Origin of the sequence: Propionibacterium australiense, assembly GCF_003666605.1 — a bacterium.
Lineage (GTDB): Bacteria > Actinomycetota > Actinomycetes > Propionibacteriales > Propionibacteriaceae > Propionibacterium > Propionibacterium australiense.
The window spans coordinates 30,284-52,570 of sequence record NZ_RCIV01000006.1 but is presented as its reverse complement, the minus strand read 5'-3'; the positions used below and the strand labels follow the sequence as shown (position 1 = coordinate 52,570).

Sequence of the window (22,287 nt, the reverse complement as noted above, 5' to 3'; positions counted from 1 at the left end):
CCTTGTCGCCTCTGACAGGGTCTTTCACGAGTTTAGGACATCGGCGCTCGGATGGGGAGGGCCTCGTTCCCCTGGTGATACCCCAGGTAGGCGGCGGAGAGACAGGGCGTCCCGGGGAGGCCGGTCCCTGGATGCCGCGACCAGCCGGTGACACGGGTGCCGCCGGCTGACGGCAGGGCCCCGATTCGTGAAGAATGGGCGCATGGACCTGACGAGCTTTCTCGACCTCATGGATCGGCGCGAGCCGATCAGTGCGGGCTCGCCGGCGCACCTGTTCATGCACGAACAGGCCCAGCGGGCCCTGCGGATCACCGCCGAGCTCAACGGCGGCTACCACCCCGCCGACCGGGTCAGGGCACTCATGTCGCAGCTCATCGGCCGAGAGGTGCCCGACTCGTTCGGCCTGTTCCCGCCCTTCCACAGCGAGTTCGGCCAGAACATCCACCTCGGCGCCGGCGTCTTCATCAACTCGGGCTGCCTCGTCCAGGACACCGGAGGAGTCTGGATCGGCGCCGGCTCGCTCATCGGCCACGGCTGCACCCTCACCACGCTCAACCACGGCGAGGACCCCGCCCGCCGCGGCGACATGCTCCCCGCCCCGGTCCGCATCGGTGAGCGCGTCTGGCTGGGCGCCCGTGTCACGGTCGTGCCGGGCGTCACGATCGGCGACGGTGCGATCATCGGCGCCGGCTCGGTCGTCACCAGGGACGTCCCGGCCCGCACGATCGCCGTCGGGTCGCCCGCCAGGGTGCTGCGCGAGGTCCGCGCGGGGGATGGCCCGGACCGGCTCTGAACACTCCTGACCCTGCGGTTCTACCTGCCCCTGCGGTTGTTGTGGAATGACACACGAGAACCGCAGGGCGAAGCGGCCAGGAAGGAGACGCCCATGGCCACACCCGAGTACGTCCTGCGATTGCGCGAGAAGATCGGGCACGATCTGCTCCTGCTGCCCGGCGTCTGCGCCGTCATCGTCCGCGAGAACGCAGGAGAACGCGAGGTGCTGCTGGTGCGCCGCGCCGACAACGGGCAGTGGACGCCGGTGACCGGCATCGCCGATCCCGGCGAGGACGCCGACACCGCGGCCGTCCGCGAGACGCTGGAGGAGACCGGGGTGCGGATCGAGGTCGACCGGGTCACCTGGATCGAGACCCTCGAACCCCAGACCTACGCCAACGGCGACCGGTGCCAGTTCTTCGACACCTGCCTGCTCGCCCACCCGGTCGGCGGTGAGGCCCGCGTCGGCGACGAGGAGTCCACCGAGGTGCGCTGGTTCCCGGTCTCCGCGCTGCCGCCGATGAAGGCCCGGTTCGAACGCAAAGTGGCCCACGCCCTGTCCGGTGACCCGCGCGTGCTGATCGGCGCGGACGGGCGCTGATCGTCGGCCCCTCGACATCCCGCGACCGTCTGTGCACTGGGACTGCGTGACGGCGGCCCGCGGCCGCGGGTAGATTTGCGGCCCGTTGCGCGCGCGGCCCACGGCCGGGCCCGTTGGGGCGCCGCAGTCACGTGAAAGGGGCCCGAATGGCTGCCGAGAACACCTCGGTCGAGAACAGCGGTGAGCAGCTGCAGCGCAGCCTGTCCAACCGCCACATCCAGCTCATCGCGATCGGCGGTGCCATCGGTACCGGCCTGTTCATGGGCTCGGGCAAGACGATCAGCGTCGCCGGTCCCAGCATCATCCTCGTGTACGCGCTCATCGGCGTCATGCTGTTCTTCGTCATGCGCGCCATGGGCGAGCTGCTGCTGCACGATCTGCGGTACAAGTCGTTCCAGGACTTCGCGGCGGACCTGCTCGGCCCATGGGCGGGTTTCTTCTCGGGATGGACCTACTGGCTGTGCTGGGTGGTGACGGGCATGGCCGATATCGTGGCCGTGTCGAACTACTGGCAGTTCTGGGTACCGTCAAAGAACTGGTCCCTCGTCCTGGCCGTCGGGACCCTCGTCGGCCTGTTCGGGCTGAACCTGCTCACCGTGAGGCTCTTCGGCGAGCTGGAGTTCTGGTTCGCGATCATCAAGGTGATCGCCATCATCGTGCTCATCGTGCTGGGCCTCGTGCTGCTCGTCGTGCGGTTCACCGAGCCCAGCGGCGCCCAGGCCAGCCTCTCGAACCTGTGGACGCACGGCGGTTTCTTCCCGACCGGCCCCGAGGGCTTCCTCGCCGGCTTCCAGATCGCCGTCTTCGCCTACGTCGGCATCGAGCTGGTCGGCACGACCGCGGCGGAGACGCACGACCCGGTCAGGACCCTGCCGAAGGCCATCAACGCCGTGCCGGTGCGCGTCCTCGTCTTCTACGTGGCCGCCCTGACCGCCATCATGTGCGTCACCCCGTGGGACAGCCTCGACCCTGGCCAGTCCCCGTTCGTGACGATGTTCCACCTGGTGGGTTTCGGGGCCGCCGCCGTCGTGATGAACTTCGTCGTCATCACCGCGGCGGCCTCCGGCGCGAACTCCGGCCTGTACTCGACCTCGCGCATGCTCTACGGCCTGGCCCACAAGGGCATGGCCGTGCGGAGCTTCGGCCGTCTCACGCGCAACGGCGTGCCCGCCTGGGGCCTGTTCGTCACCGTCGTCCTCGTCGGCTCCTCGCTGCTGCTCACCCTGTCGCAGTCGGTCATGGAGGCCTTCACCCTCGTCACGACCGTCTCCGCGGTGCTCTTCATCTTCATCTGGGCCCTGATCCTGGTGAGCTATCTCGTCTACCGCCGCAAGGCCCCGGACGCCCACGCCACGTCCGTGTACAAGATGCCGCTCGGCGGCCTCACCTGCTGGCTCGTGCTGGCCTTCTTCGCCTTCACGATCTACGTACTGACCCGCCAGCGCGACACCCTGGTGGCGCTGGCCGTCACTCCGGCCTGGTTCATCGGCCTGGGCATCGCCTGGTTCTTCGTGCGCAGGCATGCCCGACGCGATGACACGATCAGTGCTGCTGAAGCCGACACTGCCCGGCAGCTCGGCGAATCCGTCCAAGAGACCGAGAATGCTGGGCTGAGTGGTTGAAACTGCTCTGGTTGCCGGGCGGAGCGGGTGAAACAGCCCCGAACCCGGTGTCATCTGGTCGAACTTGCCTGGCCTGTCGGGTGGGCTTTCTCACCCCGGCGATTCCAGCGGGAAGAGTGCTCGGTAAAATCACGGTTGACAAAGCGCCTTGAGTTCAAAGTGCCTTAAATTCATCAGTGGAGCCCAGGAGGGCAAAGTGCTTGATTGTGTAGTGGTCGGCGCCGGTTTCGCTGGCCTGACCGCGACGAAGGAACTCATCGAGCGGGGCTACGATGTCGCCCTCGTCGAGGCGCGTGACCGTGTCGGCGGCCGGGTCGTCTCCGCCACCCTCTCCGGCGGGGAGGTCATCGACCTCGGCGGGCAGTGGGTCGCCCCCAGCCATGACCGGATGCTCGAACTCGTCAAGGACGCCGGCCTCGAACTCATCCCGGCCAACCCGGGAATGCTCACCCTCGTCCAGCACGGTGAGATCCGCAACGTCGCCCAGTCCGACAGCGACGACGACGCCCGTACACCGTTCGCCGTGGCCGACCTCGGCCAGGGCCTCATGCGGTTGCGCCGGCTCGCCGAGCGAGCCGGCCAGGACGACGTGTGGGCCGAGGCGAACGCGGTCTGGCTCGACCAGTCCATCGACCGCTGGATCGTCTCGAATCTCCGTACCCCCACCGGCCGCCGCGACATCAGGGCGGCCATGAAGGCCGTCTTCGAGAGCCCGCTGGACAAGATCTCACTGCGCCAGGCGCTCGGCAAGGTGCGCGAGGGCATCGACATGGAGAACCTCATCGCGGCCAACGGCGACATCGGCCAGGCCAGGGTCAGGGGCGGGCTGGCCCAGCTGCCCGAGCGGATGGCCGCCGAGATCGGTGACCGGCTCAGGTACCGCTTCGTCGTCGAGCACATCGAGCAGGACGAGGATCACGTGGTCGTCCACCCGATGTTCGGCGAGCCCCTCGAGGCCCGTACCGTCATCCTGGCGCTGCCGCCGTGGCTGGCCATCAGGATCCGCGTCACCCCGCCGCTGGCGGACTGGCGAGAGGGCGCGGTGCGCAAGGTCGGCGCCGGGAACGTCATCAAGTGCTATCTCGTCTACGAACGGCCGTGGTGGCGTGACAAGGGCCTGTCCGGCCAGATGAGCGCCGACGAGGGCGCGGTGCGGGTCACCTTCGACTGCACCGACGATCCCGACGGCCGCGGCGTGCTCATGGGCTTCTTCGAGGGGGCCGAGGCCTCGATGCTCGCCAAGTTCTCCCGGTCGATGCGCGAGCGCGTCTTCAAGGACATGCTCGTCGACGTCTTCGGCCCGCAGGCGGCCCACCCGCTGGAGTACATCGACATCGACTGGGCCGCCGAGGAGTTCACCCGGGGCAGCCACGGCGCGCACTTCGCGCCGGGCGTGTGGAACGTCACCGGCGCCGAACTCGGTGTGCCCTGCGGGCGCATCTACTTCGCCGGGGCCGAGTACGCGAGCAAGTTCAACGGCTACATGGAGGGCGCCGTCCGCTCCGCCCACGAGACCGCCCAGTCGGTCATCGTGAGGATCAACGAGAAAACAGCCTGAACCGTCCGGGCAGTCCAGGCCCGCGCCGATGCGGGGCCCTCGGCTGCGCGCACGTGTCGCGGCGCGACGTCGATGCCGTCGGCTCGCTCGTCGTCGGCCGGCGTCAGTGGTCGTCGTGGGTCGTGCCGCCAGGGGCGTCAGTCAAGGAGGAACAATGACCGGCACTCTTCGCGTCGGCATCATCGGCACCGGCGTCATGGGATCCGACCATGCCCGCAACCTCGCCCGCGGCGTACGGGGTGCCGCCCTCGTGGCCATCGCGGACGCGGCAGTCGACCGCGCCCGGGCGCTCGCGGCCGAGCTCGGCGTCGAGCAGGTCTTCTCCGACGGCACCGAGATGATCGGCTCCGGGCAGGTTGACGCCGTCATCATCGCCGTCCCGGACCCCTTCCACGCCGCCGGCGTCGAGGCCTGCCTCGACGCCGGCCTGCCCGTCCTGTGCGAGAAGCCCCTCGCCCCGACCGTCGCCGAGACCGTGCGGATCATCAAGAAGGAGGACACCCTCGGCCACCGGTTGCTCACCGTCGGTTTCATGCGCCGCTTCGACCCCAGCTACCAGGCCATGCGGGCCAGGCTCGCCGCCGGCAGCGAGGGCGCCCTGCTCATGACCCACTCCTGCCACCGCAACGTCGAGGCCTACCCGGGCCAGGACTCCTCGGCCACCATCACCAACTCGGCCGTTCACGAGATCGACGTCCTGCCCTGGCTCGCCGGCAGCCCCATCACTCAGGTGCAGTGGCTCTCGGGACGGCCCTCCTCCCTCATCGGCGAGCGCATCGACCCGCAGATGCTCCTCATGCGCGCCGCCGACGGCGTCCTGCACACCGTCGAGGTGCAGGTGCACGCCCAGTACGGCTATGACGTGCGCTGCGAGCTCGTCTGCGAGCGCGGCAGCATCGAGATGCCCTCGGTGCCCAGCCTCGTCGGGGCCGACGAGTACATCGTCTCCGCGAAGCTCGCCCGGCAGGCCGCCTACCCGGCCGACTGGCGGCCCCGCTTCGCCGCCGCCTACCGCGCCGAGCTCGCCGCCTGGGCCGAGGCATCCCTGGCCGGCCGTCTCCCCGCCGAGGCCGCCACCGGACGTGACGCCCTGCGCGCGACGATCGTCGCCGACGCCCTCGTGCGCTCCATGAACGAGGGCGGTGCCGTGGTGCAGGTGCCCAGCGTCGAATCCGTCCTCGGCGAGGATGCCTGAGCCTGCAACGCGGAATCGTCACCGGCGCCCTGCGCGCCGGGTCCTTCGGGGAAGGTGCTCGCCGGCCCCGGCATCACGACCGTCGGGGGTCCCGCCGCCCCGGGCCGGGATCATGGGCGGGACCTCGCGGGGCGTGGCGCCGGGGCCGCCGGGGTGCTGCCTGAGCCGGCCACATCCCGCTGCAGCTGCTCGCCCGGGCGGCCTCAGGTGGGCCGGCTGTTCGTGTCGTCGTCGACGCACGAGCCACAGGACGGGCGGTTGGCCGCCCGGCCACGGCGTCCGCGAGGTCACGGGCGCCATGACCGGGTCCGGGGTGCGATCGTGCTCAGATGGCGCCCACCCCGCGTTCACCGGTGCGGATCCGCACGACCTCCTCGACGGGGCAGCTCCAGACCTTGCCGTCGCCGACGTTTCCGGTGTGGGCCGCCTCGCAGATGGTCGCGATGACCGATTCGGCGTCGTGGTCGTCGGAGAGGACCTCGACACGCACCTTGGCTATGAAGTCGATCATGTATTCCGCGCCTCGGTAGACCTCAATGTGGCCGCGCTGAGCGCCGTAGCCGGAGACCTCCGAGACCGTCATGCCGTGCACGCCCGCCCGGGCCAGGGCCACCTCGATGTCCTCGAGGGCCGAGGGCTGGACGATTGCCGTGATGAGTTTCATCGCTGGTTCCTCTCGATCAGTCGTGTGCGGGGACGTCGGCCGTCTCGGCCCCGCCGCTGACAGGCGGCACCATGACCGTGCGGGAAATGCTGCGTGTGGAATACCCGACGTGCGAGAGGTCGTAGCCGGCCTCGGCGTGCTGGTCGATGTCCAGGCCGGCCAGCTCGACCTGGCTGGGGACGCGCAGGCCGATCACCCGTTTGATGACGAGGGCGATGACCAGGCTCATCGCGAACGAGTAGGCCATCACCGCCAGTGCCCCGACGGCCTGACGGCCGAATTGGGCGAGACCACCACCATGGAACAGGCCGTTGACGCCGGCGAGTTCCTCGGTGCAGAACAGGCCGGTGGCGAGGGTGCCGATGAGACCGCCGACGAAGTGGACGCCGACGACATCCAGGGCATCATCGAAACCGAGACGATATTTCAGGCCAATGGCGACGACACAGCCGATGCCCGCGAGGACACCGATGCACGCGGAGCCGAGCGGGGTGACGGCGGCACAGGCCGGGGTGATGGCGACCAGGCCGGCGACGATGCCCGACGCCGCCCCGAGACTCGTGGCGTGGCCGTCGCGGATGCGCTCGACGACGATCCAGGACACCATGGCGGCGCAGCTGGCGACCAGCGTGTTCACCCAGGCAAGGCCCGCGGTGCTGTTGGCCGACAGGGCAGAGCCCGCGTTGAACCCGAACCAGCCGAACCACAGGCCGACGGCGCCGAGCATGACGAGGGTCAGGTTGTGGGGACGCATCGGGCGCGTGCCGAAACCGATACGGGGCCCGAGGACGAGGACGAGGGCCAGAGCGGCCGCGCCTGCATTGATGTGGATGGCGGTGCCGCCGGCGAAGTCGAGTGCGCCGAGCGTGTTGGCGATCCAGCCGCCCTTCGCGTCGGCGCTCGTGAAGCCGTCGAAGGCGAAGACCCAGTGGGCGGCCGGGAAATAGCACAGGATCGCCCATGCGGTGGCGAAGGCGCACCAGGCGCCGAACCTCATGCGGTCGGCGACGGCACCCGAGATGAGGGCCACGGCGATGATGGCGAAGGCCGACTGGAAGCCGGCGAAGACCAGCCCGGGGATCATGTGGCCTGGGTCGGAACCGAACTCGGCGCCGAACAGCCCCTGCATCCCGGCGTACTGAGCGGGATCGCCGATGAGCCCGTGCCAGGAGTCACCGAAAGACTCCGAGAAGCCGAACAGCACCCATGCGACACCGACGATGCCCATCGTGACGATCGACATCATCATCATGTTGAGGACGCCTTTGGCCCGGACCATCCCGCCGTAGAAGAAGGCCAGGGCCGGTGTCATGAGAAGGACCAGTGCCGCGCTGATCAGGACCCACGCGGTGTCACCTGCATTGATCTCGAGAACTGTCATGCACCGGACTCTTCCGGACCAGACGCCACCGCCGGTGACGTCCGCGTAACCGGCGTGTGAACAATCGCGACGCCTCGTTACAGGTCTGTTTCACAGGGCGGGGCGAGCCCGGTGCCGCCCCGGGGCGCCATCTGGTGATTCGCTCGTCCTCGCACGAGCGCCGCGGGGCGAGGCGCTGATGTCAGCAGCGCCCGGCCCCGAAGCCGTGCGCGGTGAAGTACACCTGCCCGGCCACGGCATCCGCGGCCTCCCGCGCCGTGTCGGCCTGGCCGGCCCGGGCCGTGACGACCAGGCTGACGCCCACCCGGTTGCCGTTCGAGGTGGGAATGATCGCCATCTGGCGCAGGACGACCGAGCCGTCCTCGGTCGTGCCCTCGGACGTCTTGATGTAGCTGCTGACGACATTGCCGAAACCGTAGGAGTGCTCGTCGTCGACGTGCTGCATCCGGCTGATGATGTACCAGTCCGAACTGGAGCACCACAGTTGCCCGGCGAACTCGGACTGGCTGGCAACGGTCCAGTCGGTCTGCGTGAAGGCCGGGATGCCCTGCCGGCTGGTGCTCGTGGCGACGGTCGTCACCGGGTCGCCGTACTCCTGGAAGACCCGGTCGACGGCCTTCGAGGCGGTCTCGGTGTTGCCGAGGAAGGTGTAGAGGGCCTCGTCGGAGGACAGCGACGACTCGCTGATCGACTTGGTGAGCATGTACGTCAGATTGCTCGGCAACGAGTCCAGGTCGAGGATCGCCACGGCGATCGGCACGTCGAGCGTGCCCCAGGCCGGACCGCTGGTGAGGGAACCTGCCGTCCAGGTGGCGGTGTAGCGCTGGCCGACGGGTGCGACACCGGCCACGCCCAGGCCGATCCGGACGCCGTAGCGTGACTGGATCGAGTCGACCTGGGTCTGCAGCAGGGCCAGCTTCGGGTCGTCGACCGGTTCGGGGGTGCTGGGTGTTCGGGTCGGAGTCGGACTGGTGGTGGGCGTGGGGGTCGGGGTCTCGCTGGCGGTCACCTCGACAGCCGGCGGCCGGCCGTTCGACGAGCGGCTGGCTCCGAGGGCGATGACGGCGCACAGGACCAGTGCCATGCCGACGGCGGTGGCGGGCAGCGGTGCGTGCCACACGCGCCGGGCGCCGTTGCGCAGTGTCGCGTCGGTCCGTGAGACGGCGGCGCGTGCCCGGGTGCGGTCAGGACGCCAGCGGGACGAGTGGCTGCCTGCCATCGAAGACTCCTTCCCGCACCGGTAGCGTGTCCTGCCCGCGATCAGGGGCGGCTCGTCGCGGACTCCCCGCAGCGCGGGTGAGCACCATCCTAGAGCTCGGCAGGCCGTACCGGACTCAGCGACTGCGGCTCGCTGTCCTGGGTGTAGTCGAAGGGGTCGAAGGAGGCCAGTTCTCTCCAGGGCACGTCGACGTCGAAGGCGGCGACCGCAGCGGTGGGGAAGGAACTCATCTGCATGCCGTTGCCGTCGCGGTCGTACGCCCAGGCGAACTCGCTGGCCAGCGTGGGGATGGTGGGGGCATGGCCGATGACGATGAGGCCCTGCACCTCGTCGGGGGCCTCTGCGATGCGCGCGAGCACGAGCCGGGGGCCGGCCTCGTACAGCGCGGCCTGGAACTCCACGTGCACCGGGACACCGCCGATGTCGGGAAGCTGCAGATCGGCGAAGGTCTCCCTGGTGCGCTCGGCATCCGAGACCAGGGCCATCTGAATGCCGGCGTGTGCCAGCCGCTCGCCCACCTCGCGGGCCTGGGCGTGCCCGTGCTCACTGAGCCTGCGGCCCTTGTCACCGCCTGTGCCGAAGGATCGTGCCTGGGCGTGGCGCATGAGATACAAACGTCGGGTCATGCTGTCGAGCCTATTGCCTGACCCCGGACATGTGGCGGGGGAATCCCTCAGCCGAACCCCGATTCAACCCGGGTCTCAGCCTGCCGGTCGCCTGGCGACGAGGAGATCGCGCCGGATCGAGGAGTCGACGCGGTGGCTGAACTGCCCCCAGCCGGGGCCGGCGCAGACCACCAGGCCGGCGTCGGTGCAGATGCCGGCCAGCTCGTCGCGCGTGATCCCGAGGGCGTTCCAGGCGATCCCCAGCGCGCCACCGGCCCGCAGCTGCCCGGCCCACACCGGGACGGCCTGGGCCAGCAACGTGGCAGGGGAGCGGTCGCCCCTGGCCCCGCCCCGGCCCCGCGCCGAGCGCCCGCCCTTCGATGATCGGGCCGCGTGGACGATGCCGTACGGCGCATCGGTGACGATCGCGTCGAACCGGCGCCTGCCGAACAGCCTCGCCGAGTCGCGGGTGTCGCCGGTGAGGACGCTCATCGCCAGCTCGGGGGCGCCCTCGAGCCCCTCGTGGCCGTTCGTCGTGACGCCCGGGCTGGCCGTCACGTCGAAGCGCTGGCCGATGACGCGCCCCTCGCGTCGCACGTGGGCGCTGTCCGCCTTGTGCCTGAGGCGCTTGCGACGCAGATAGGTCTTCATGAAGGCGGCCAGCTGCTCGATGGCCTTCTCGTCGGTCTCGACCCCGAAGCCGTTGTGGCCCAGCTGCCAGGCGGCCTGCAGCGTCGTGCCGCGGCCGGCCATCGGGTCGAGTACGTCCAGCTGCCGGCCCCCGCCCGGCAGCGCCGGGCGTCCGGGTGTCGCGGTGCGCACCTGCGAGCAGGTGACGTGCAGCAGGAGCCGGGTGAACATCTCGTTGGTCTTGCCCGCGTACTTGGTGATGGTGACCAGGTCGTCGTCCATCACCTGCACGTTCGGCAGCGGCACGGGGCGCAGCAGCCCGCCGGTGAGCTCGAACAGGGCGAGTGCGCTGGACTGCCGGGCGATCGCCGCAGCGTCGAGGGCGTCGGTTCCGAAGCCCACGTACTCGACGCCCGCCACGGTGGTGCGGGCGGGCGACTCGACGGTGGTGGTGACGGCCAGTTCCGCCGCTGCCATCGACGGGGCCTGCCCGGCGTAGACTCGATTCGCGGACGGGGCGACGAGCATGACGTAATCGCTCACGGGCCCAATCCTCCCACGACGAGGGCGCCCGCCGGTCCCGGCCGGGCAGGACGGGAGCCAGACATGGTTGCGCATTCGGACGCCGGAGGCCGCCCCCGCGACACGGGCGGTGCAGCTCCGGGCAGGCCGCTGCACGTCCAGCCCCGCATGCTGGTCGTCGTCTTCGCCGGAGGGCTGCTCGGGACCCTGTGCCGCTGGGGCGTCACCCAGCTGCTCGGCGCCCGGGGCGGCTGGCCGGTCGGCACGCTCACCGTGAACCTGGCCGGCGCCTTCGCGCTCGGCTGGCTGCTCGAGGCGCTGGCACACCACCCGGACAGGGGCCGTCGTCGTCTCCTGCGCCTCGGCCTGGGCACCGGCTTCTGCGGCGCCCTCACCACCTACTCGACCTTCGCCACCGAGCTCGCCCTGCTCGCCGACCGGGCCAGCCACGCCCTGGCGCTCGGCTACCTGGGCGTCAGCGTCATCGGCGGCCTGGGCTGTGCCCGGGCCGGCACCGGGCTCGGCGGGCGCGCCCGGAACGGGGAGGGCGGCTCGTGCTGAGCCTGCCGTGCACCCTGCTCATGGCGCTCGCCGGCGGGCTGGGCGCTGTCGCCCGGTTCGTCGTCGACGGCCTCGTCAGGGGGCGGGCGCGCACCGTGCTCCCGGTCGGCACGATCATGGTCAACCTGGGCGGCTCACTGCTGCTCGGTGCGCTCACCGGTCTGGTGGCCGGCGGGGGGCGACGATCTGCTGGGGCTCGTCGCCGGCACCGGTTTCTGCGGCGGCTTCACGACCTTCAGCACGGCCAGCGTCGAGACCGTCCGCCTGGCCAGGGCCGGCAGGGGCGGGTACGCCCTGGTGACGGTCGGTGCGAACGCACTCGGCTGCGCGGCGCTCGCCTGGGCGGGCTGGGCGATGACCAGGTAGCCGGGCAGACGGGCCAGGACCGGCCCTCTCCGCGGTCTCAGCGGGTCACTGCAGATCGACCTTGTGGTGCTCGTAGGGGGTGCCCTTCGCGCGGGCGTACGAGGCGCGGATCTCGGCCTCCGCCTCCTCCCGGCCGGCCCAGGAGGCGCCCTCGACGGACTTGCCCGGCTCCAGGTCCTTGTAGACGGTGAAGAAGTGCTCGATCTCGAGCATCACCATCTGCGGGACGTCGTCCAGGTCGTCCATGTAGTCACGGCGGCGGTCGGCCGTCGCGATGCACAGCACCTTGTCGTCGCCGCCCATCTCGTCCTGCATCTGGAACATGGCGATGGCGCGGCACTCGATGAGGCAGCCCGGGAAGGTCGGCTCCGGCACGATCACCATCGCATCGAGCGGGTCACCGTCCTCGCCGAGCGTGCCCTCGATGAAGCCGTAGTCATACGGATACTGCGTCGAGGTGAACAGGGTGCGGTCGAGGCGGATGCGACCGGTGTTGTGGTCCATCTCGTACTTGTTCTTCGTGCCACGAGGGATCTCGACGGTCATGTCGAAGGTCAGGCCGTACTGGGGCAGGCCGGTGGCAATTCGGAAATCATCGGTCACGGCGTTGCGTCCTTATGATGAAAGAGGAATCTGAGGCTGACACTACCTGTTTGGGGGCGGCAGAGTGAATTCACGGCGAAAACAATCCGGCAGGCGGTGGAGGATCCTCGCCGGCGTGCTGGCCGTCGTGCTCGCCGGCGCAGGACTGGCGCTGCGGTTCGCGGCCGGTCCCGCGGGGCTCCTCGTCGAGGGCGGGGCCGCCACGGTCTCACCCGGCCTGTACGGCGCCACCGACGACGGCACCGGTGCCATCGACCCGGCCACCGGCCCGGGCCAGTACCCGGCGCTGTCCGCCGACAGGACCTCCCAGGCCCTGACCGCTGCGGGTCTCGACCAGTCCTGGTCGGTCTCGGTCCGTGACCTGAGCAGCGGGGACGAGGTCTTCGACCAGAATGGCTCGCAGGCCATCATCCCCGCCTCGAACATGAAACTCATGACGACGATGAGCCTGCTCGACGCGGCAGGAGCCGGCACCACCTACCGGACCAGGGTGGTGGCCGAGTCCGACGGCAGCTACACGCTCGTCGGCGGCGGTGACCCGCTGCTGGCCAGCACCGAGTCCGCCTACCAGTACGAGGACCCCGGGCCGGCCACATCCGCCGAGCTGGCCGAGCAGACGGCCCGGGCGCTCACCGGGTCCTCGGTCACCTCGATCACCCTCAACTACGACGAGTCCCTGTTCAGCGGCCCCACCCGCCACCCGGACTGGGCCGAGGGGGACATGGAGTACGTCAACGACATCTCCGCCCTGACGATCGACCAGGGCGATGACTCCGGGGACTCGGCGGCGGCCGCCGCCAGGGTCTTCGCCGAGCAGCTCACCGCGGCCGGGATCTCCCTGGCCGGCGACCCGGCCCCCCGCACCGCCGGCCAGGACGCGGACACCATCGCCGAGGTCGAGTCGCTGCCGCTGGGTCGGCTCGCCCAGATCTGCCTGCGGCACTCCGACAACTCGATGGCCGAGACCCTGCTGCGTCACCTGGCCATCTCCGCGGGACAGCCGGCCACCTTCAACGGGGGAGTGGCCGCTCTCGAACAGCGGATGCGCGCGCTCGGCGTCTGGTCCGACGCCGACGCCCTGCACGACGGTTCCGGGCTGTCCGAGCGCAACCGCCTCACCGCCGACACGCTCAGCAGGATCGTCGTGGTGGCCGCCGGCTCGGACGACATGCGGATCGGGCTGGCGGGCATGCCCGTCGCCGCCGCGACCGGAAGCCTCCAGACCCGCTACCTCGACTCCGCGTCCTCGGCCGGCGCAGGCCTGGTGCGGGCCAAGACGGGGACCCTCGACGTGGCCAGCACCCTGACCGGTTACACGCCGACGGCGGACGGTTCGATCGCCGTGTTCACCATCGTCATCAACGGCGCCGGCACCGAGGCCCGGCCCCATCTCGACGCGCTCGCCGCGGCACTGGCCGCCTGCCGGTGTGCGGCATGAGGTCATGAGCACCCGTGCCCTCGGGCCGTCGGCGCTGGCCCTGACGCGGGCGCTCGGCCCAGTCGTCACCGAGGCGCTGGACGGCGGCCTGCGCGTCCGGGTCGCCTGCTCCGGCGGCCCCGACTCCCTGGCGCTCGCCGCCGCCCTGGCCTGGCACGCCCGCCGCGAGCCCGCGCTCATGGCCGAGGGCCTGGTCGTCGATCACCAGCTCCAGGCCGGATCGGCTCGGGTCGCGGCACGTGCCGCCGAGCAGATGCGGCTCCTCGGGCTGACCGCCTCCGTGGCCACCGTCGAGGTCGGCCGGGCCACCGGCCTGGGGCCTGAGGCGGCCGCTCGCAGGAGCCGCTACGAGGCGCTGCGTGGGCCGGGGCCATCGGGCGTCCGGCCCGGCCTCGTCCTGCTCGGCCACACCCTGGACGACCAGGCCGAGACCGTCCTGCTCGGCCTGGTGCGGGGCTCGGGCACCCGGTCGCTGGCCGGCATGGCGGCCAGGTCCGGCACCGACCCGGTCTTCGTGCGCCCCCTGCTCGGGACACGCCGGGCCGACACCGCGAAGGCCTGCGCCGAGTGGGGGCTGGAGCCCTGGCAGGACCCGCAGAACACCGACGCGTCCTTCACCCGCGTGCGGGTGCGCCACGAGATCATGCCCCTGCTCGAGGAGCGCCTCGGACCCGGAGTCGCCCAGGCCCTGGCCCGCACCGCGCGCCTGGCCGCCGCCGACGCCGAACTGCTCGACGCGCTCGCCGCCCGGACCGGCGCCGAGGTGGCCCGCGACGGCGGTCTCGACGCCGGGGCGCTGCTCGCCCAGCCGCCCGCCCTGCGGGGACGTGTCGTGCGGGCCTGGCTCCTGGCCGCCGGAGTCCCAGAGCCGACCGAGGCCCACACCTCGGCGGTGCTCGCCCTCGTCGAGAACTGGCACGGGCAGCGGGGCGTCGACCTGCCCGGCCGCGTACGGGTCGTGCGTGCCGGCGGTCGGCTGCGCATCCGCTGAACCGCCCGCGCCGGCGGTTTCGCCCCCCATCCGGCGGTGCGGCAGGGCCGGGGTGCACTAACCTTGGCGGCGTGGATGCAGCCGATATCAGCGCAGACCTGGAGCACGTGCTCTACACGGCGGACCAGATCGAGGCGCGCGTGAAGGAACTCGCCGCCCAGATCGACGCCGAGTACGAAGGCAGACAGCCCCTCCTCGTGGGCGTCCTCAACGGCGCGATGATCATCATGTCGGACCTGTGCCGTGCCATGCACGGTCATGTCGAGGTCGACTGGATGGCGATCAGCTCCTACGGCTCCGGCACGCACAGCTCCGGTGTGGTGCGGATCCTCAAGGATCTCACCAGCGACATCGCCGGACGCGACGTCCTGGTGGTCGAGGACATCATCGACACCGGCCTGACGCTCAGCTATCTCGTGCACAACCTCCTCACCCGCGGCGCGGCCAGCGTCAAGGTGGCCACCATGTTCCGCAAACCGGAGGCCGTCCACGCGCCGGTAGAGGTCAGCTACGTCGGTTTCGACCTGCCCGACGAGTTCGTCGTCGGCTACGGCCTCGACTACGACGGCCGCTACCGCAATCTACGCGACGTCGCCACCCTCGCGCCCCACGTCTACCACCACTGACACCCCGGCCCCGGCGCCCGCCGGGGCGACCGTCCAGCCACGCCAGGTGATCCATTGACCGAGAACCAGCCCCGCGAGATCGACAACACCCCGTACGCAGTACCGGGCACCCGGCTGGCCCCCGGCTTCGATGGCGCACGTGTCGAGGCGGCCGTCCGGGAGCTGCTCATCGGCATCGGTGAGGACCCCGACCGCGACGGCCTGCGGGACACCCCGGCCCGCGTCGCCCGCGCCTACGCGGAGGTCTTCAGCGGTATCGGCCAGGATCCGGGCGAGGTGCTCGCCCGCACCTTCGACATCAGCCACGAGGAGATGATCCTCGTCCGCGACATCGAGGTCTACAGCACCTGCGAGCACCATCTCATGCCCTTCCACGGGGTCGCCCACGTCTGCTACATCCCTCCCCGGGACGGCCGCGTCACCGGTCTGTCGAAGATCGCCCGCCTGGTCGAGCTGTACGCCCGCCGCCCCCAGGTGCAGGAGCGGCTGACGGGCCAGGTCGCCGATGCCCTCATGGGTTCCCTCAACGCCCGCGGAGCGCTCGTCGTCATCGACTGCGAGCACCTGTGCATGACGATGCGCGGCGTGCACAAGCCGGGCGCCCGCACCCTCACCTCGGCCGTCCGCGGCCTGCTGCGCGAACCCGCCACCCGCGCCGAGGCCATGAGCCTCATCAACGCCTGACCTCCGCTCCCGCCGCCCGAAGCCGCCGTCCGGCAGATCAATGCCCCCGATTCGCCGCGATCAGGGGGAACTTGGGGCCATCCAGCAAAATCAACCCTCCCGGGCCTCTACACTTCCCCTCATGAGTCACACCTCGGTCATGGGCATCATCAATGTCACTCCCGACTCGTTCAGCGACGGAGGAATGTGGCAGGACCCCCATGCAGGCGTCGCCCACGGACTCGAGCTGATCGCCCAGGGGGCCAGGATCCTCGACGTGGGCGGCGAGTCCACGCGCCCCGGGGCCGAGCGGGTCAGCGAGGACGAGGAGCTGACGCGGGTCGTGCCGGTGATCGAGGGGCTCCGGGTCCCCGCCACGGCGACCGGCGTCGAGCTGAGCGTCGACACGATGCGGGCATCCGTGGCCCGGGCCGCGGTGAGCGCCGGCGCGACGATCGTCAATGACGTCTCGGGCGGTCTCGCCGACGAGGCGATGCTCGATGCCGTCGCCGACCTGGGCGTGAACTACATCTGCCAGCACTGGAGGGGGTTCGGCAACGAGATGGACGCCGTCGCGCAGTACGACGACGTCGTCGCCCAGGTGCGTGACGAACTCGAGGCGCGCTGCCAGGCCGCCATGGATGCCGGCATTGCGCCGGAACGCATCATCACCGATCCTGGTCTGGGCTTCGCCAAGACCGCCGACCACGACTGGCAGATCCTCGCTCACCTCGACGTGTTCACCGGCATGGGGCACCGGGTGCTCATCGGCGCCAGCCGGAAGCGTTTCCTGGGCAATCTGCTCAGGGGCCGTCCGGCCATCGAACGGGACGCCGCCACCACCGCCATCTCGGGCTGGTGCTGCGCGCACGGGATCTGGGCCGTCCGCACCCACGAGGTGCGTTCCCAGGTGGACGCGATCACCGTCATCGAACATCTGCTGGCGGTGGCCTGATCATCGGTCGTCTTCGCTCGCCGGTGACGGGCTGCCGGCAGACGTTCCACGCGGCGAGAAGGCGGCCGCGGGCGACACACGGGATTGAATGACTGCCCCGATTGTGCACGGCTGGAACAATGACGGGCGAGATGATCGTCGGAGGGGGCCGATGCTGGAGCAGATGCCGGGGAAACTCGTGCCGGGCCGGACCCGGATCGTGGTGAACGGTCTGCGCGTCATGGCGAGGCACGGAGTCCTGCCCGGGGAACGGGTCGAGGAACAGCCCTTCGTCATCGACGTCGAATTGATCGTCGACGAACCCGACGCCGATGAACTGTCCCGGGCCGTCAGCTATGCCGACATCGCCCGGCGTGCTGTTCGTCAGGTCGAGACCACACCCGTCAATCTCATCGAGACCCTTGCTGCTCGTATCGCGGATTCGTGTCGGGAACTGCCGGGAATACATGCCGTGGCGGTGTGTGTGCACAAGCCGCAGGCGCCCATCGGTTTCCCCTTCCAGGATGTCTCGGTGACCGTTGTCAGGGACTCGGGAAATACCGAGCAGCCGGCATGAACGCACACAGTGGTCCCGAACCGGGCGCTCCTGAACGGCACGTGGTGTTCAGCATGGGCTCGAACCTGGGTGATCCGCTGGCGAATCTGCGGGCCGGTGTTCGTGATCTGGCCGGTACACCGGGAATCCGGCGCGTGCGCGTCTCGTCGGTGTACCGCACCAGGCCAGTGGGCAACACTGCGCAGGACGACTTCCTCAATGTCGTCGTCACGGCGGACTCGGCGCTGGATCCGCTTGAACTGCTCGACCGCGCCAACGCCATCGAGGACGCCCACGGGCGGTGGCGGGATCCGGACAATCCGCATGGTCCCCGCACTCTCGACATTGATCTGGTCATGGTCGGTGAATGCAGCAACGACAGCCAACGGCTGCAACTGCCACATCCGCGCGCGCGAGGGCGGGCATTCGTCCTCGTCCCATGGGCCGAACTGGAACCCGAGGCGGCCCTTCCGGATGGCAGAATTACCGATCTGCTGAGTGCCCTGGACACCTCCGGGGTCGAACTCGCCGAGTGCTGGGCATGGCCGGACGGTGCGGCCGATACGGTCGATGCTGCTGCTCCCGGCATTGACTGATCCGGTGTGACTCGGGGCTTTCTCGGCATTCGGAACAGTTTTTTCGCATTGTTTTTGCCTCCGGTTGGGCTTGCTGGTTATATTGTCTACGTCCGGATGGAAAACCAACGGGTATCGCCTCGGTGCGGTGCCCTTCGATGAGGAGGAAAAATGGCCCGCAAGGTGCAGGTGATCCTTACTGACGACGTCGATGGCAGCGAGGCTGCCGAGACCGTGAATTTCGGTCTCGATGGCGTCACCTACGAAATCGACCTCTCCGAGGAGAACGCCTCGCGGCTTCGTGACCAGCTCGCCCACTGGGTCGGGAATGCCCGCCGGGTGAGCGGCCGACGCAGCACCGGTCGTCGTTCCGGGGGCGGCAGCACGAGCAATGCGGCCAAGATTCGCAAGTGGGCGCAGGAGAATGGCCACGAGGTTCCCCCGCGCGGCCGTATTCCCAACGAGGTGCGCCAGGCGTACGAGGCTGCGCAGCACTGAACGTGACATCGCCCGCGTCGAGCCGGTCCGCCCGGCCGGCGTGCGAGGGCGGCGAAGGGGGCGAGGAGCTGGTCTCCTCGCCCCCTTCGCCGTGCCCGCGGCGGTCCCGCCCGCCGCACCGCCGGGCCCCGGCAGCAGGGGACGCGGGGCACTGGACCGGGTGCGCGCGCCTTGTGCCTGAGGCGAACAGGAGGAGCATTGGGCGTTGGGTCAGGGTTTGTATGATGAAACTTGAGCGCACCAGACTCAGGCCAGCCAGGTCGGGCTCGGGCGTTCTTGGAGGATCCGTCGGGGTCCGCTGAAGGAGACCAATGTTTGAGCGCTTTACCGACCGGGCACGCCGTGTCATCGTGCTTGCTCAAGACGAAGCGAAGATGCTGAACCACAACTACATCGGCACCGAGCACATCCTGCTGGGCCTGATCCACGAGGGCGAGGGCGTCGCGGCGAAGGCACTGGAGCAGCTGGGCATCTCCCTGGAGGCCGTGCGCGAGCAGGTCGAGGAGATCATCGGTCACGGTCAGAACCCGCCCACCGGCCACATCCCGTTCACCCCCCGCGCCAAGAAGGTTCTCGAGCTCTCCTTGCGCGAGGCGCTGCAGATGAACCACTCGTACATCGGCACCGAGCACATCCTGCTGGGCCTGATCCGCGAGGGCGAGGGCGTCGCGGCCCAGGTACTCATCAAGCTCGGCGCCGACCTCAATCGCGTGCGCACCACCGTCCTGGCGCTGCTGAGCGGCTACCAGGAGGAGAGCGGCGCGCAGCCCGCCACGGCCGGCGCCCCCGAGGCCCCGAGTTCCAGTCCGTCCAACAGCACGCTCGACCAGTTCGGCCGCAATCTGACCCAGGCCGCCCGCGAGGGCAGCCTCGACCCGGTCATCGGCCGCCAGAAGGAGATCGAGCGCGTCATGACGGTGCTGAGCCGTCGCACCAAGAACAACCCCGTGCTGATCGGCGAGCCCGGGGTCGGCAAGACCGCCGTCGTCGAGGGCCTGGCCCAGGCGATCGTCCGCGGCGACGTGCCCGAGACCCTGCGCAACCACCAGATCTACTCGCTCGACCTCGGCGCCCTCGTCGCCGGCTCGCGGTACCGCGGCGACTTCGAGGAACGCCTCAAGAAGGTGCTCAAGGAGATCAAGACCCGCGGTGACATCGTCCTGTTCATCGACGAGATCCACACCCTCGTCGGTGCCGGCGCCGCCGAGGGCGCGATCGACGCGGCCTCGATCCTCAAGCCCATGCTGGCGAGGGGCGAGCTGCAGACCATCGGCGCCACGACGCTCGACGAGTACCGCAAGCACATCGAGAAGGACGCGGCCCTCGAACGCCGCTTCCAGCCGATCCAGGTGGACGAGCCGTCCATTCCGCTGACCATCGAGATCCTCAAGGGGCTGCGCGACCGCTACGAGGCGCACCACAAGGTGACCATCACCGACGAGGCGCTCACCGCCGCGGCCAATCTGGCCGACCGCTATGTGCAGGACCGTTTCTTGCCCGACAAGGCCATCGACCTGATCGACGAGGCGGGTGCCCGCCTGCGCATCGCGCGGATGACCGCGCCGCCGGACCTGCGCGAGTTCGACGAGCGGCTCGCCGGCGTCCGCGCCGAGAAGGAGTCGGCGATCGACCACCAGGACTTCGAGGCCGCCGCGAAGCTGCGCGACGACGAACGCAAGATCCTGGCGGCCCGCGCCGAGAAGGAGGCGGCCTGGAAGGAGGGGGCCTCCGACGTCCCCGCCATCATCGGCGAGGAGGAGATCGCGGAGGTCCTGTCCAGCTCCACCGGTGTGCCTGTGTCACGGCTGACCGAGGCCGAGTCGCAGCGGCTGCTCCACATGGAGGACGAGCTGCACAAGCGCTACATCGGCCAGGACGAGGCCGTGAAGGCCATCTCACGGTCGATCCGCCGCACCCGCGCCGGCCTGAAGGACCCCAACCGCCCGTCGGGCTCGTTCATCTTCGCGGGCCCCTCCGGCGTCGGCAAGACCGAGCTGACCAAGGCGCTGACCGAGTTCCTGTTCGGTGACGAGGACGCCCTCATCACCCTCGACATGAGCGAGTACTCCGAGAAGCACACGGCGAGCCGCATGTTCGGCTCCCCGCCCGGCTACGTCGGCTACGAGGAGGGCGGCCAGCTCACCGAGAAGGTGCGCCGCAAGCCGTTCAGCGTCATCCTCTTCGACGAGATCGAGAAGGCCCACCCGGACATCTTCAACTCGTTGCTGCAGATCCTCGACGAGGGCCGTCTGACCGACGCCCAAGGCCGGGTGGTCGACTTCAAGAACACAGTGATCGTCATGACGACGAACCTCGGTTCGCGCGACATCAGCCGCACCGTCAACCTCGGTTTCAGCCGCGCCGGCGACACCGAGAGCGGCTACGACGCGATGAAGGCCAAGGTGTCCGAGGAGCTCAAGACGCACTTCCGCCCCGAGTTCCTCAACCGCGTGGACGAGGTCGTCGTCTTCCACCAGCTCACCCAGGACGACATCCTGCGCATCGTCGACCTCATGGTCGGCCAGATCGAGAAGCGCCTGTCCGAGCGCGACATGAGCATCGAGCTCACCGACGCCGCCAAGCAGCTCATCGGCCGCCGCGGTTTCGACCCGGTGCTCGGCGCCAGGCCGCTGCGCAGGGCCATCCAGCGCGACATCGAGGACCCGATCAGCGAGCGGATCCTCTACAGCGAGTTGAAGCCAGGCGAGATCGTCGTCGTCGACGTGGCCGAGGGGGCCGACGAGAAGAGCTCCGAGCCCTTCACCTTCGCCGGTACCCCCAAGGCCGCCGTGGCCGACGCCGATCTGGTGCAGCTGACCGGCGGGGACGCCCCGCAGGAGTGACCCCCTGATCGAGACGGCGGGAGGCCGGTGCGCATGGTGCGCGCCGGCCTCCTCGCTGTTCCGGCCCTGGGCCTCCGCCCCGGGCTCGCCGGTAGCCTGAGACCAAGTCGACGATCGAACTGGCCACCGTTGAGCTCGGCGGGACACGGCCCGCCATCATCGTCCCCCTCACCGCTCCCGGCGAGGCGCAGCTGCTCGCCCAGGCGGACAGGGCCGCGGCGAGCCCGGCCGACATCGTCGAGTGGCGCGTCGACCTGCTCGACGATCCCACGCCGGCCCGTGCCGGGCTGCTGGCGTCTCGGCTGGCCGCCCGCGCCGCTCGTCCGCTGCTGACGACCGTGCGGACCGCGGCCGAGGGCGGTCGCTTCGACCGCGGGACCGACGGCTACGCCGAACTCGTCGCCGCCCTGGCCGTCTCCGGGGCGTCGATCTGGTGGACGTCGAGTGCGCGCGCCCCGGCGCGGCGCGGCTCGTCGCCGCGGTGCACGACGCCGGCCGGCGCGTCGTCGGCTCCTACCATGACGTCACCGCGACACCCGGGCTCGACGAGATGCTCGACCGGCTGCGCGCCCAGGCCGCCGCCGGGGCGGACGTGTGCAAGATCGCCGTCATGCCCCGGGTCCCGGCCGACGTGGCGCGCCTGCTCGAGGCCTGTGCCCTGGCCGGTGCCGAGCTGGCGCAGCCGGTCATCGCGATGGCCATGGGCCCGCTGGGGCTCGCCAGCCGCCTCCTGGGCTGGGACTTCGGTTCGGCGGCCGGTTTCGCCTCGCTCGGCCAGGACGTCTCCGCGCCGGGCCAGCTTCCGGTGGATGACCTGGTGCAGGTCGTGGCCGCCATCGACCGGCTGCGCCGCCGCTGACCG

At 70.1% G+C, this 22,287-nt stretch carries 22 protein-coding genes and 2 pseudogenes; 18 read left to right on the top strand and 6 right to left on the bottom strand.

From position 1 onward, the window contains the following. The first annotated feature begins 202 nt into the window (after nt 1-202). The 5 genes from D9T14_RS06415 to D9T14_RS06395 all read left to right on the top strand — a co-directional run bounded on the left by D9T14_RS06415 (nt 203) and on the right by D9T14_RS06395 (nt 5,750). On the top strand, nt 203-793 hold the full coding sequence (locus D9T14_RS06415; protein WP_119161589.1) for a DapH/DapD/GlmU-related protein: 591 nt from the start codon (nt 203-205) through the stop codon (nt 791-793). Nucleotides 794-886: 93 nt separating this feature from the next. Next, nucleotides 887-1,375 carry an NUDIX hydrolase gene (locus tag D9T14_RS06410; RefSeq protein ID WP_119161588.1) on the top strand — a complete coding sequence of 163 codons (489 nt, stop codon included), beginning with the start codon at nt 887-889 and terminating at the stop codon, nt 1,373-1,375. A gap of 146 nt (nt 1,376-1,521) precedes the next feature. Beyond that, the gene (locus D9T14_RS06405; protein WP_119161587.1) at nt 1,522-2,997 is read left to right on the top strand and encodes an amino acid permease; all 1,476 of its coding nucleotides are present in this window, start codon (nt 1,522-1,524) and stop codon (nt 2,995-2,997) included. A gap of 196 nt (nt 2,998-3,193) precedes the next feature. Next, complete coding sequence (locus D9T14_RS06400) at nt 3,194-4,555, top strand: flavin monoamine oxidase family protein (protein ID WP_170175649.1); 1,362 nt, start codon at nt 3,194-3,196, stop codon at nt 4,553-4,555. Nucleotides 4,556-4,709: 154 nt separating this feature from the next. Then, entirely contained in the window at nt 4,710-5,750 is a 1,041-nt protein-coding gene (locus tag D9T14_RS06395; RefSeq protein WP_119161585.1) for a Gfo/Idh/MocA family protein, read from the top strand. A 325-nt stretch (nt 5,751-6,075) separates the two neighbouring features. Here the strand turns inward: D9T14_RS06395 and D9T14_RS06390 are convergent, their stop codons facing one another. From D9T14_RS06390 to D9T14_RS06370, 5 genes are all read right to left on the bottom strand, one after another. Next, nucleotides 6,076-6,414, bottom strand: coding sequence for a P-II family nitrogen regulator (locus D9T14_RS06390; protein ID WP_119161584.1), 339 nt, complete (start codon nt 6,412-6,414; stop codon nt 6,076-6,078). A gap of 16 nt (nt 6,415-6,430) precedes the next feature. After that, nucleotides 6,431-7,795, bottom strand: a complete 1,365-nt coding sequence (locus D9T14_RS06385) for an ammonium transporter (protein WP_119161583.1) — start codon at nt 7,793-7,795, stop codon at nt 6,431-6,433. Between the two features lie 181 nt (nt 7,796-7,976). Continuing rightward, the gene (locus D9T14_RS06380; RefSeq protein ID WP_119161582.1) at nt 7,977-9,014 is read right to left on the bottom strand and encodes a hypothetical protein; all 1,038 of its coding nucleotides are present in this window, start codon (nt 9,012-9,014) and stop codon (nt 7,977-7,979) included. A gap of 89 nt (nt 9,015-9,103) precedes the next feature. Beyond that, on the bottom strand, nt 9,104-9,640 hold the full coding sequence (locus D9T14_RS06375) for a SixA phosphatase family protein (protein ID WP_119161581.1): 537 nt from the start codon (nt 9,638-9,640) through the stop codon (nt 9,104-9,106). A gap of 75 nt (nt 9,641-9,715) precedes the next feature. Further along, nucleotides 9,716-10,792 (bottom strand): TRM11 family SAM-dependent methyltransferase, encoded by a 1,077-nt coding sequence (locus D9T14_RS06370; RefSeq protein ID WP_119161580.1) that lies wholly within the window; start codon nt 10,790-10,792, stop codon nt 9,716-9,718. A 63-nt stretch (nt 10,793-10,855) separates the two neighbouring features. Here D9T14_RS06370 and D9T14_RS06365 point away from each other — a divergent pair, with 63 nt between their 5' ends. Then, complete coding sequence (locus D9T14_RS06365) at nt 10,856-11,332, top strand: fluoride efflux transporter FluC (RefSeq protein ID WP_119161579.1); 477 nt, start codon at nt 10,856-10,858, stop codon at nt 11,330-11,332. 20 nt (nt 11,333-11,352) lie between these two features. Then, nucleotides 11,353-11,698, top strand: a pseudogene (locus tag D9T14_RS14455) (fluoride efflux transporter FluC). A 45-nt stretch (nt 11,699-11,743) separates the two neighbouring features. Here the strand turns inward: D9T14_RS14455 and D9T14_RS06355 are convergent. After that, on the bottom strand, nt 11,744-12,301 hold the full coding sequence (locus D9T14_RS06355; protein ID WP_021798865.1) for an inorganic diphosphatase: 558 nt from the start codon (nt 12,299-12,301) through the stop codon (nt 11,744-11,746). Between the two features lie 64 nt (nt 12,302-12,365). Between D9T14_RS06355 and dacB the strand changes: the two genes are divergently transcribed. From dacB to D9T14_RS06305, 11 genes and pseudogenes are all read left to right on the top strand, one after another. Next, the gene (dacB, locus tag D9T14_RS06350; RefSeq protein ID WP_119161578.1) at nt 12,366-13,739 is read left to right on the top strand and encodes a D-alanyl-D-alanine carboxypeptidase/D-alanyl-D-alanine endopeptidase; all 1,374 of its coding nucleotides are present in this window, start codon (nt 12,366-12,368) and stop codon (nt 13,737-13,739) included. A gap of 4 nt (nt 13,740-13,743) precedes the next feature. Then, on the top strand, nt 13,744-14,730 hold the full coding sequence (tilS, locus tag D9T14_RS06345; protein ID WP_119161577.1) for a tRNA lysidine(34) synthetase TilS: 987 nt from the start codon (nt 13,744-13,746) through the stop codon (nt 14,728-14,730). A 71-nt stretch (nt 14,731-14,801) separates the two neighbouring features. Continuing rightward, nucleotides 14,802-15,356, top strand: a complete 555-nt coding sequence (gene hpt, locus D9T14_RS06340; protein WP_119161576.1) for a hypoxanthine phosphoribosyltransferase — start codon at nt 14,802-14,804, stop codon at nt 15,354-15,356. A gap of 114 nt (nt 15,357-15,470) precedes the next feature. Continuing rightward, nucleotides 15,471-16,040, top strand: a complete 570-nt coding sequence (folE, locus tag D9T14_RS06335) for a GTP cyclohydrolase I FolE (protein ID WP_197720684.1) — start codon at nt 15,471-15,473, stop codon at nt 16,038-16,040. 121 nt (nt 16,041-16,161) lie between these two features. Continuing rightward, a complete protein-coding gene (gene folP, locus D9T14_RS06330) occupies nt 16,162-16,974 on the top strand; it encodes a dihydropteroate synthase (protein WP_170175651.1) in 813 nt (270 codons plus the stop codon). A 151-nt stretch (nt 16,975-17,125) separates the two neighbouring features. Beyond that, nucleotides 17,126-17,530 carry a dihydroneopterin aldolase gene (gene folB / locus D9T14_RS06325; protein WP_232012459.1) on the top strand — a complete coding sequence of 135 codons (405 nt, stop codon included), beginning with the start codon at nt 17,126-17,128 and terminating at the stop codon, nt 17,528-17,530. Next, nucleotides 17,527-18,105 (top strand): 2-amino-4-hydroxy-6-hydroxymethyldihydropteridine diphosphokinase, encoded by a 579-nt coding sequence (folK, locus tag D9T14_RS06320; RefSeq protein WP_119161574.1) that lies wholly within the window; start codon nt 17,527-17,529, stop codon nt 18,103-18,105. Before folB ends, folK begins: the two co-directional genes overlap by 4 nt. A 150-nt stretch (nt 18,106-18,255) precedes the next feature. Then, nucleotides 18,256-18,582, top strand: a complete 327-nt coding sequence (locus D9T14_RS06315; protein WP_119161573.1) for a histone-like nucleoid-structuring protein Lsr2 — start codon at nt 18,256-18,258, stop codon at nt 18,580-18,582. Nucleotides 18,583-18,893: 311 nt separating this feature from the next. After that, nucleotides 18,894-21,425 (top strand): ATP-dependent Clp protease ATP-binding subunit, encoded by a 2,532-nt coding sequence (locus D9T14_RS06310; protein WP_119161572.1) that lies wholly within the window; start codon nt 18,894-18,896, stop codon nt 21,423-21,425. 113 nt (nt 21,426-21,538) lie between these two features. Continuing rightward, nucleotides 21,539-21,835, top strand: a pseudogene (locus D9T14_RS14450) (type I 3-dehydroquinate dehydratase); the annotation flags it as partial. Between the two features lie 23 nt (nt 21,836-21,858). After that, the gene (locus D9T14_RS06305) at nt 21,859-22,284 is read left to right on the top strand and encodes a type I 3-dehydroquinate dehydratase (protein WP_182482058.1); all 426 of its coding nucleotides are present in this window, start codon (nt 21,859-21,861) and stop codon (nt 22,282-22,284) included. Nucleotides 22,285-22,287 lie beyond the last annotated feature (3 nt).

What these genes read in the sequence shown, in the direction of transcription:
- folP (WP_170175651.1), top strand. Translation starts at nt 16,162, where the DNA reads ATGAGTCACACCTCGGTCATGGGCATCATCAATGTCACTCCCGACTCG.
- D9T14_RS06380 (WP_119161582.1), bottom strand. Translation starts at nt 9,014, where the DNA reads ATGGCAGGCAGCCACTCGTCCCGCTGGCGTCCTGACCGCACCCGGGCA.
- D9T14_RS06390 (WP_119161584.1), bottom strand. Translation starts at nt 6,414, where the DNA reads ATGAAACTCATCACGGCAATCGTCCAGCCCTCGGCCCTCGAGGACATC.
- D9T14_RS06415 (WP_119161589.1), top strand. Translation starts at nt 203, where the DNA reads ATGGACCTGACGAGCTTTCTCGACCTCATGGATCGGCGCGAGCCGATC.
- tilS (WP_119161577.1), top strand. Translation starts at nt 13,744, where the DNA reads ATGAGCACCCGTGCCCTCGGGCCGTCGGCGCTGGCCCTGACGCGGGCG.
- D9T14_RS06410 (WP_119161588.1), top strand. Translation starts at nt 887, where the DNA reads ATGGCCACACCCGAGTACGTCCTGCGATTGCGCGAGAAGATCGGGCAC.
- D9T14_RS06405 (WP_119161587.1), top strand. Translation starts at nt 1,522, where the DNA reads ATGGCTGCCGAGAACACCTCGGTCGAGAACAGCGGTGAGCAGCTGCAG.
- D9T14_RS06395 (WP_119161585.1), top strand. Translation starts at nt 4,710, where the DNA reads ATGACCGGCACTCTTCGCGTCGGCATCATCGGCACCGGCGTCATGGGA.
- D9T14_RS06310 (WP_119161572.1), top strand. Translation starts at nt 18,894, where the DNA reads ATGTTTGAGCGCTTTACCGACCGGGCACGCCGTGTCATCGTGCTTGCT.
- D9T14_RS06365 (WP_119161579.1), top strand. Translation starts at nt 10,856, where the DNA reads ATGGTTGCGCATTCGGACGCCGGAGGCCGCCCCCGCGACACGGGCGGT.
- folB (WP_232012459.1), top strand. Translation starts at nt 17,126, where the DNA reads ATGCTGGAGCAGATGCCGGGGAAACTCGTGCCGGGCCGGACCCGGATC.
- folK (WP_119161574.1), top strand. Translation starts at nt 17,527, where the DNA reads ATGAACGCACACAGTGGTCCCGAACCGGGCGCTCCTGAACGGCACGTG.
- D9T14_RS06385 (WP_119161583.1), bottom strand. Translation starts at nt 7,795, where the DNA reads ATGACAGTTCTCGAGATCAATGCAGGTGACACCGCGTGGGTCCTGATC.
- D9T14_RS06315 (WP_119161573.1), top strand. Translation starts at nt 18,256, where the DNA reads ATGGCCCGCAAGGTGCAGGTGATCCTTACTGACGACGTCGATGGCAGC.
- D9T14_RS06375 (WP_119161581.1), bottom strand. Translation starts at nt 9,640, where the DNA reads ATGACCCGACGTTTGTATCTCATGCGCCACGCCCAGGCACGATCCTTC.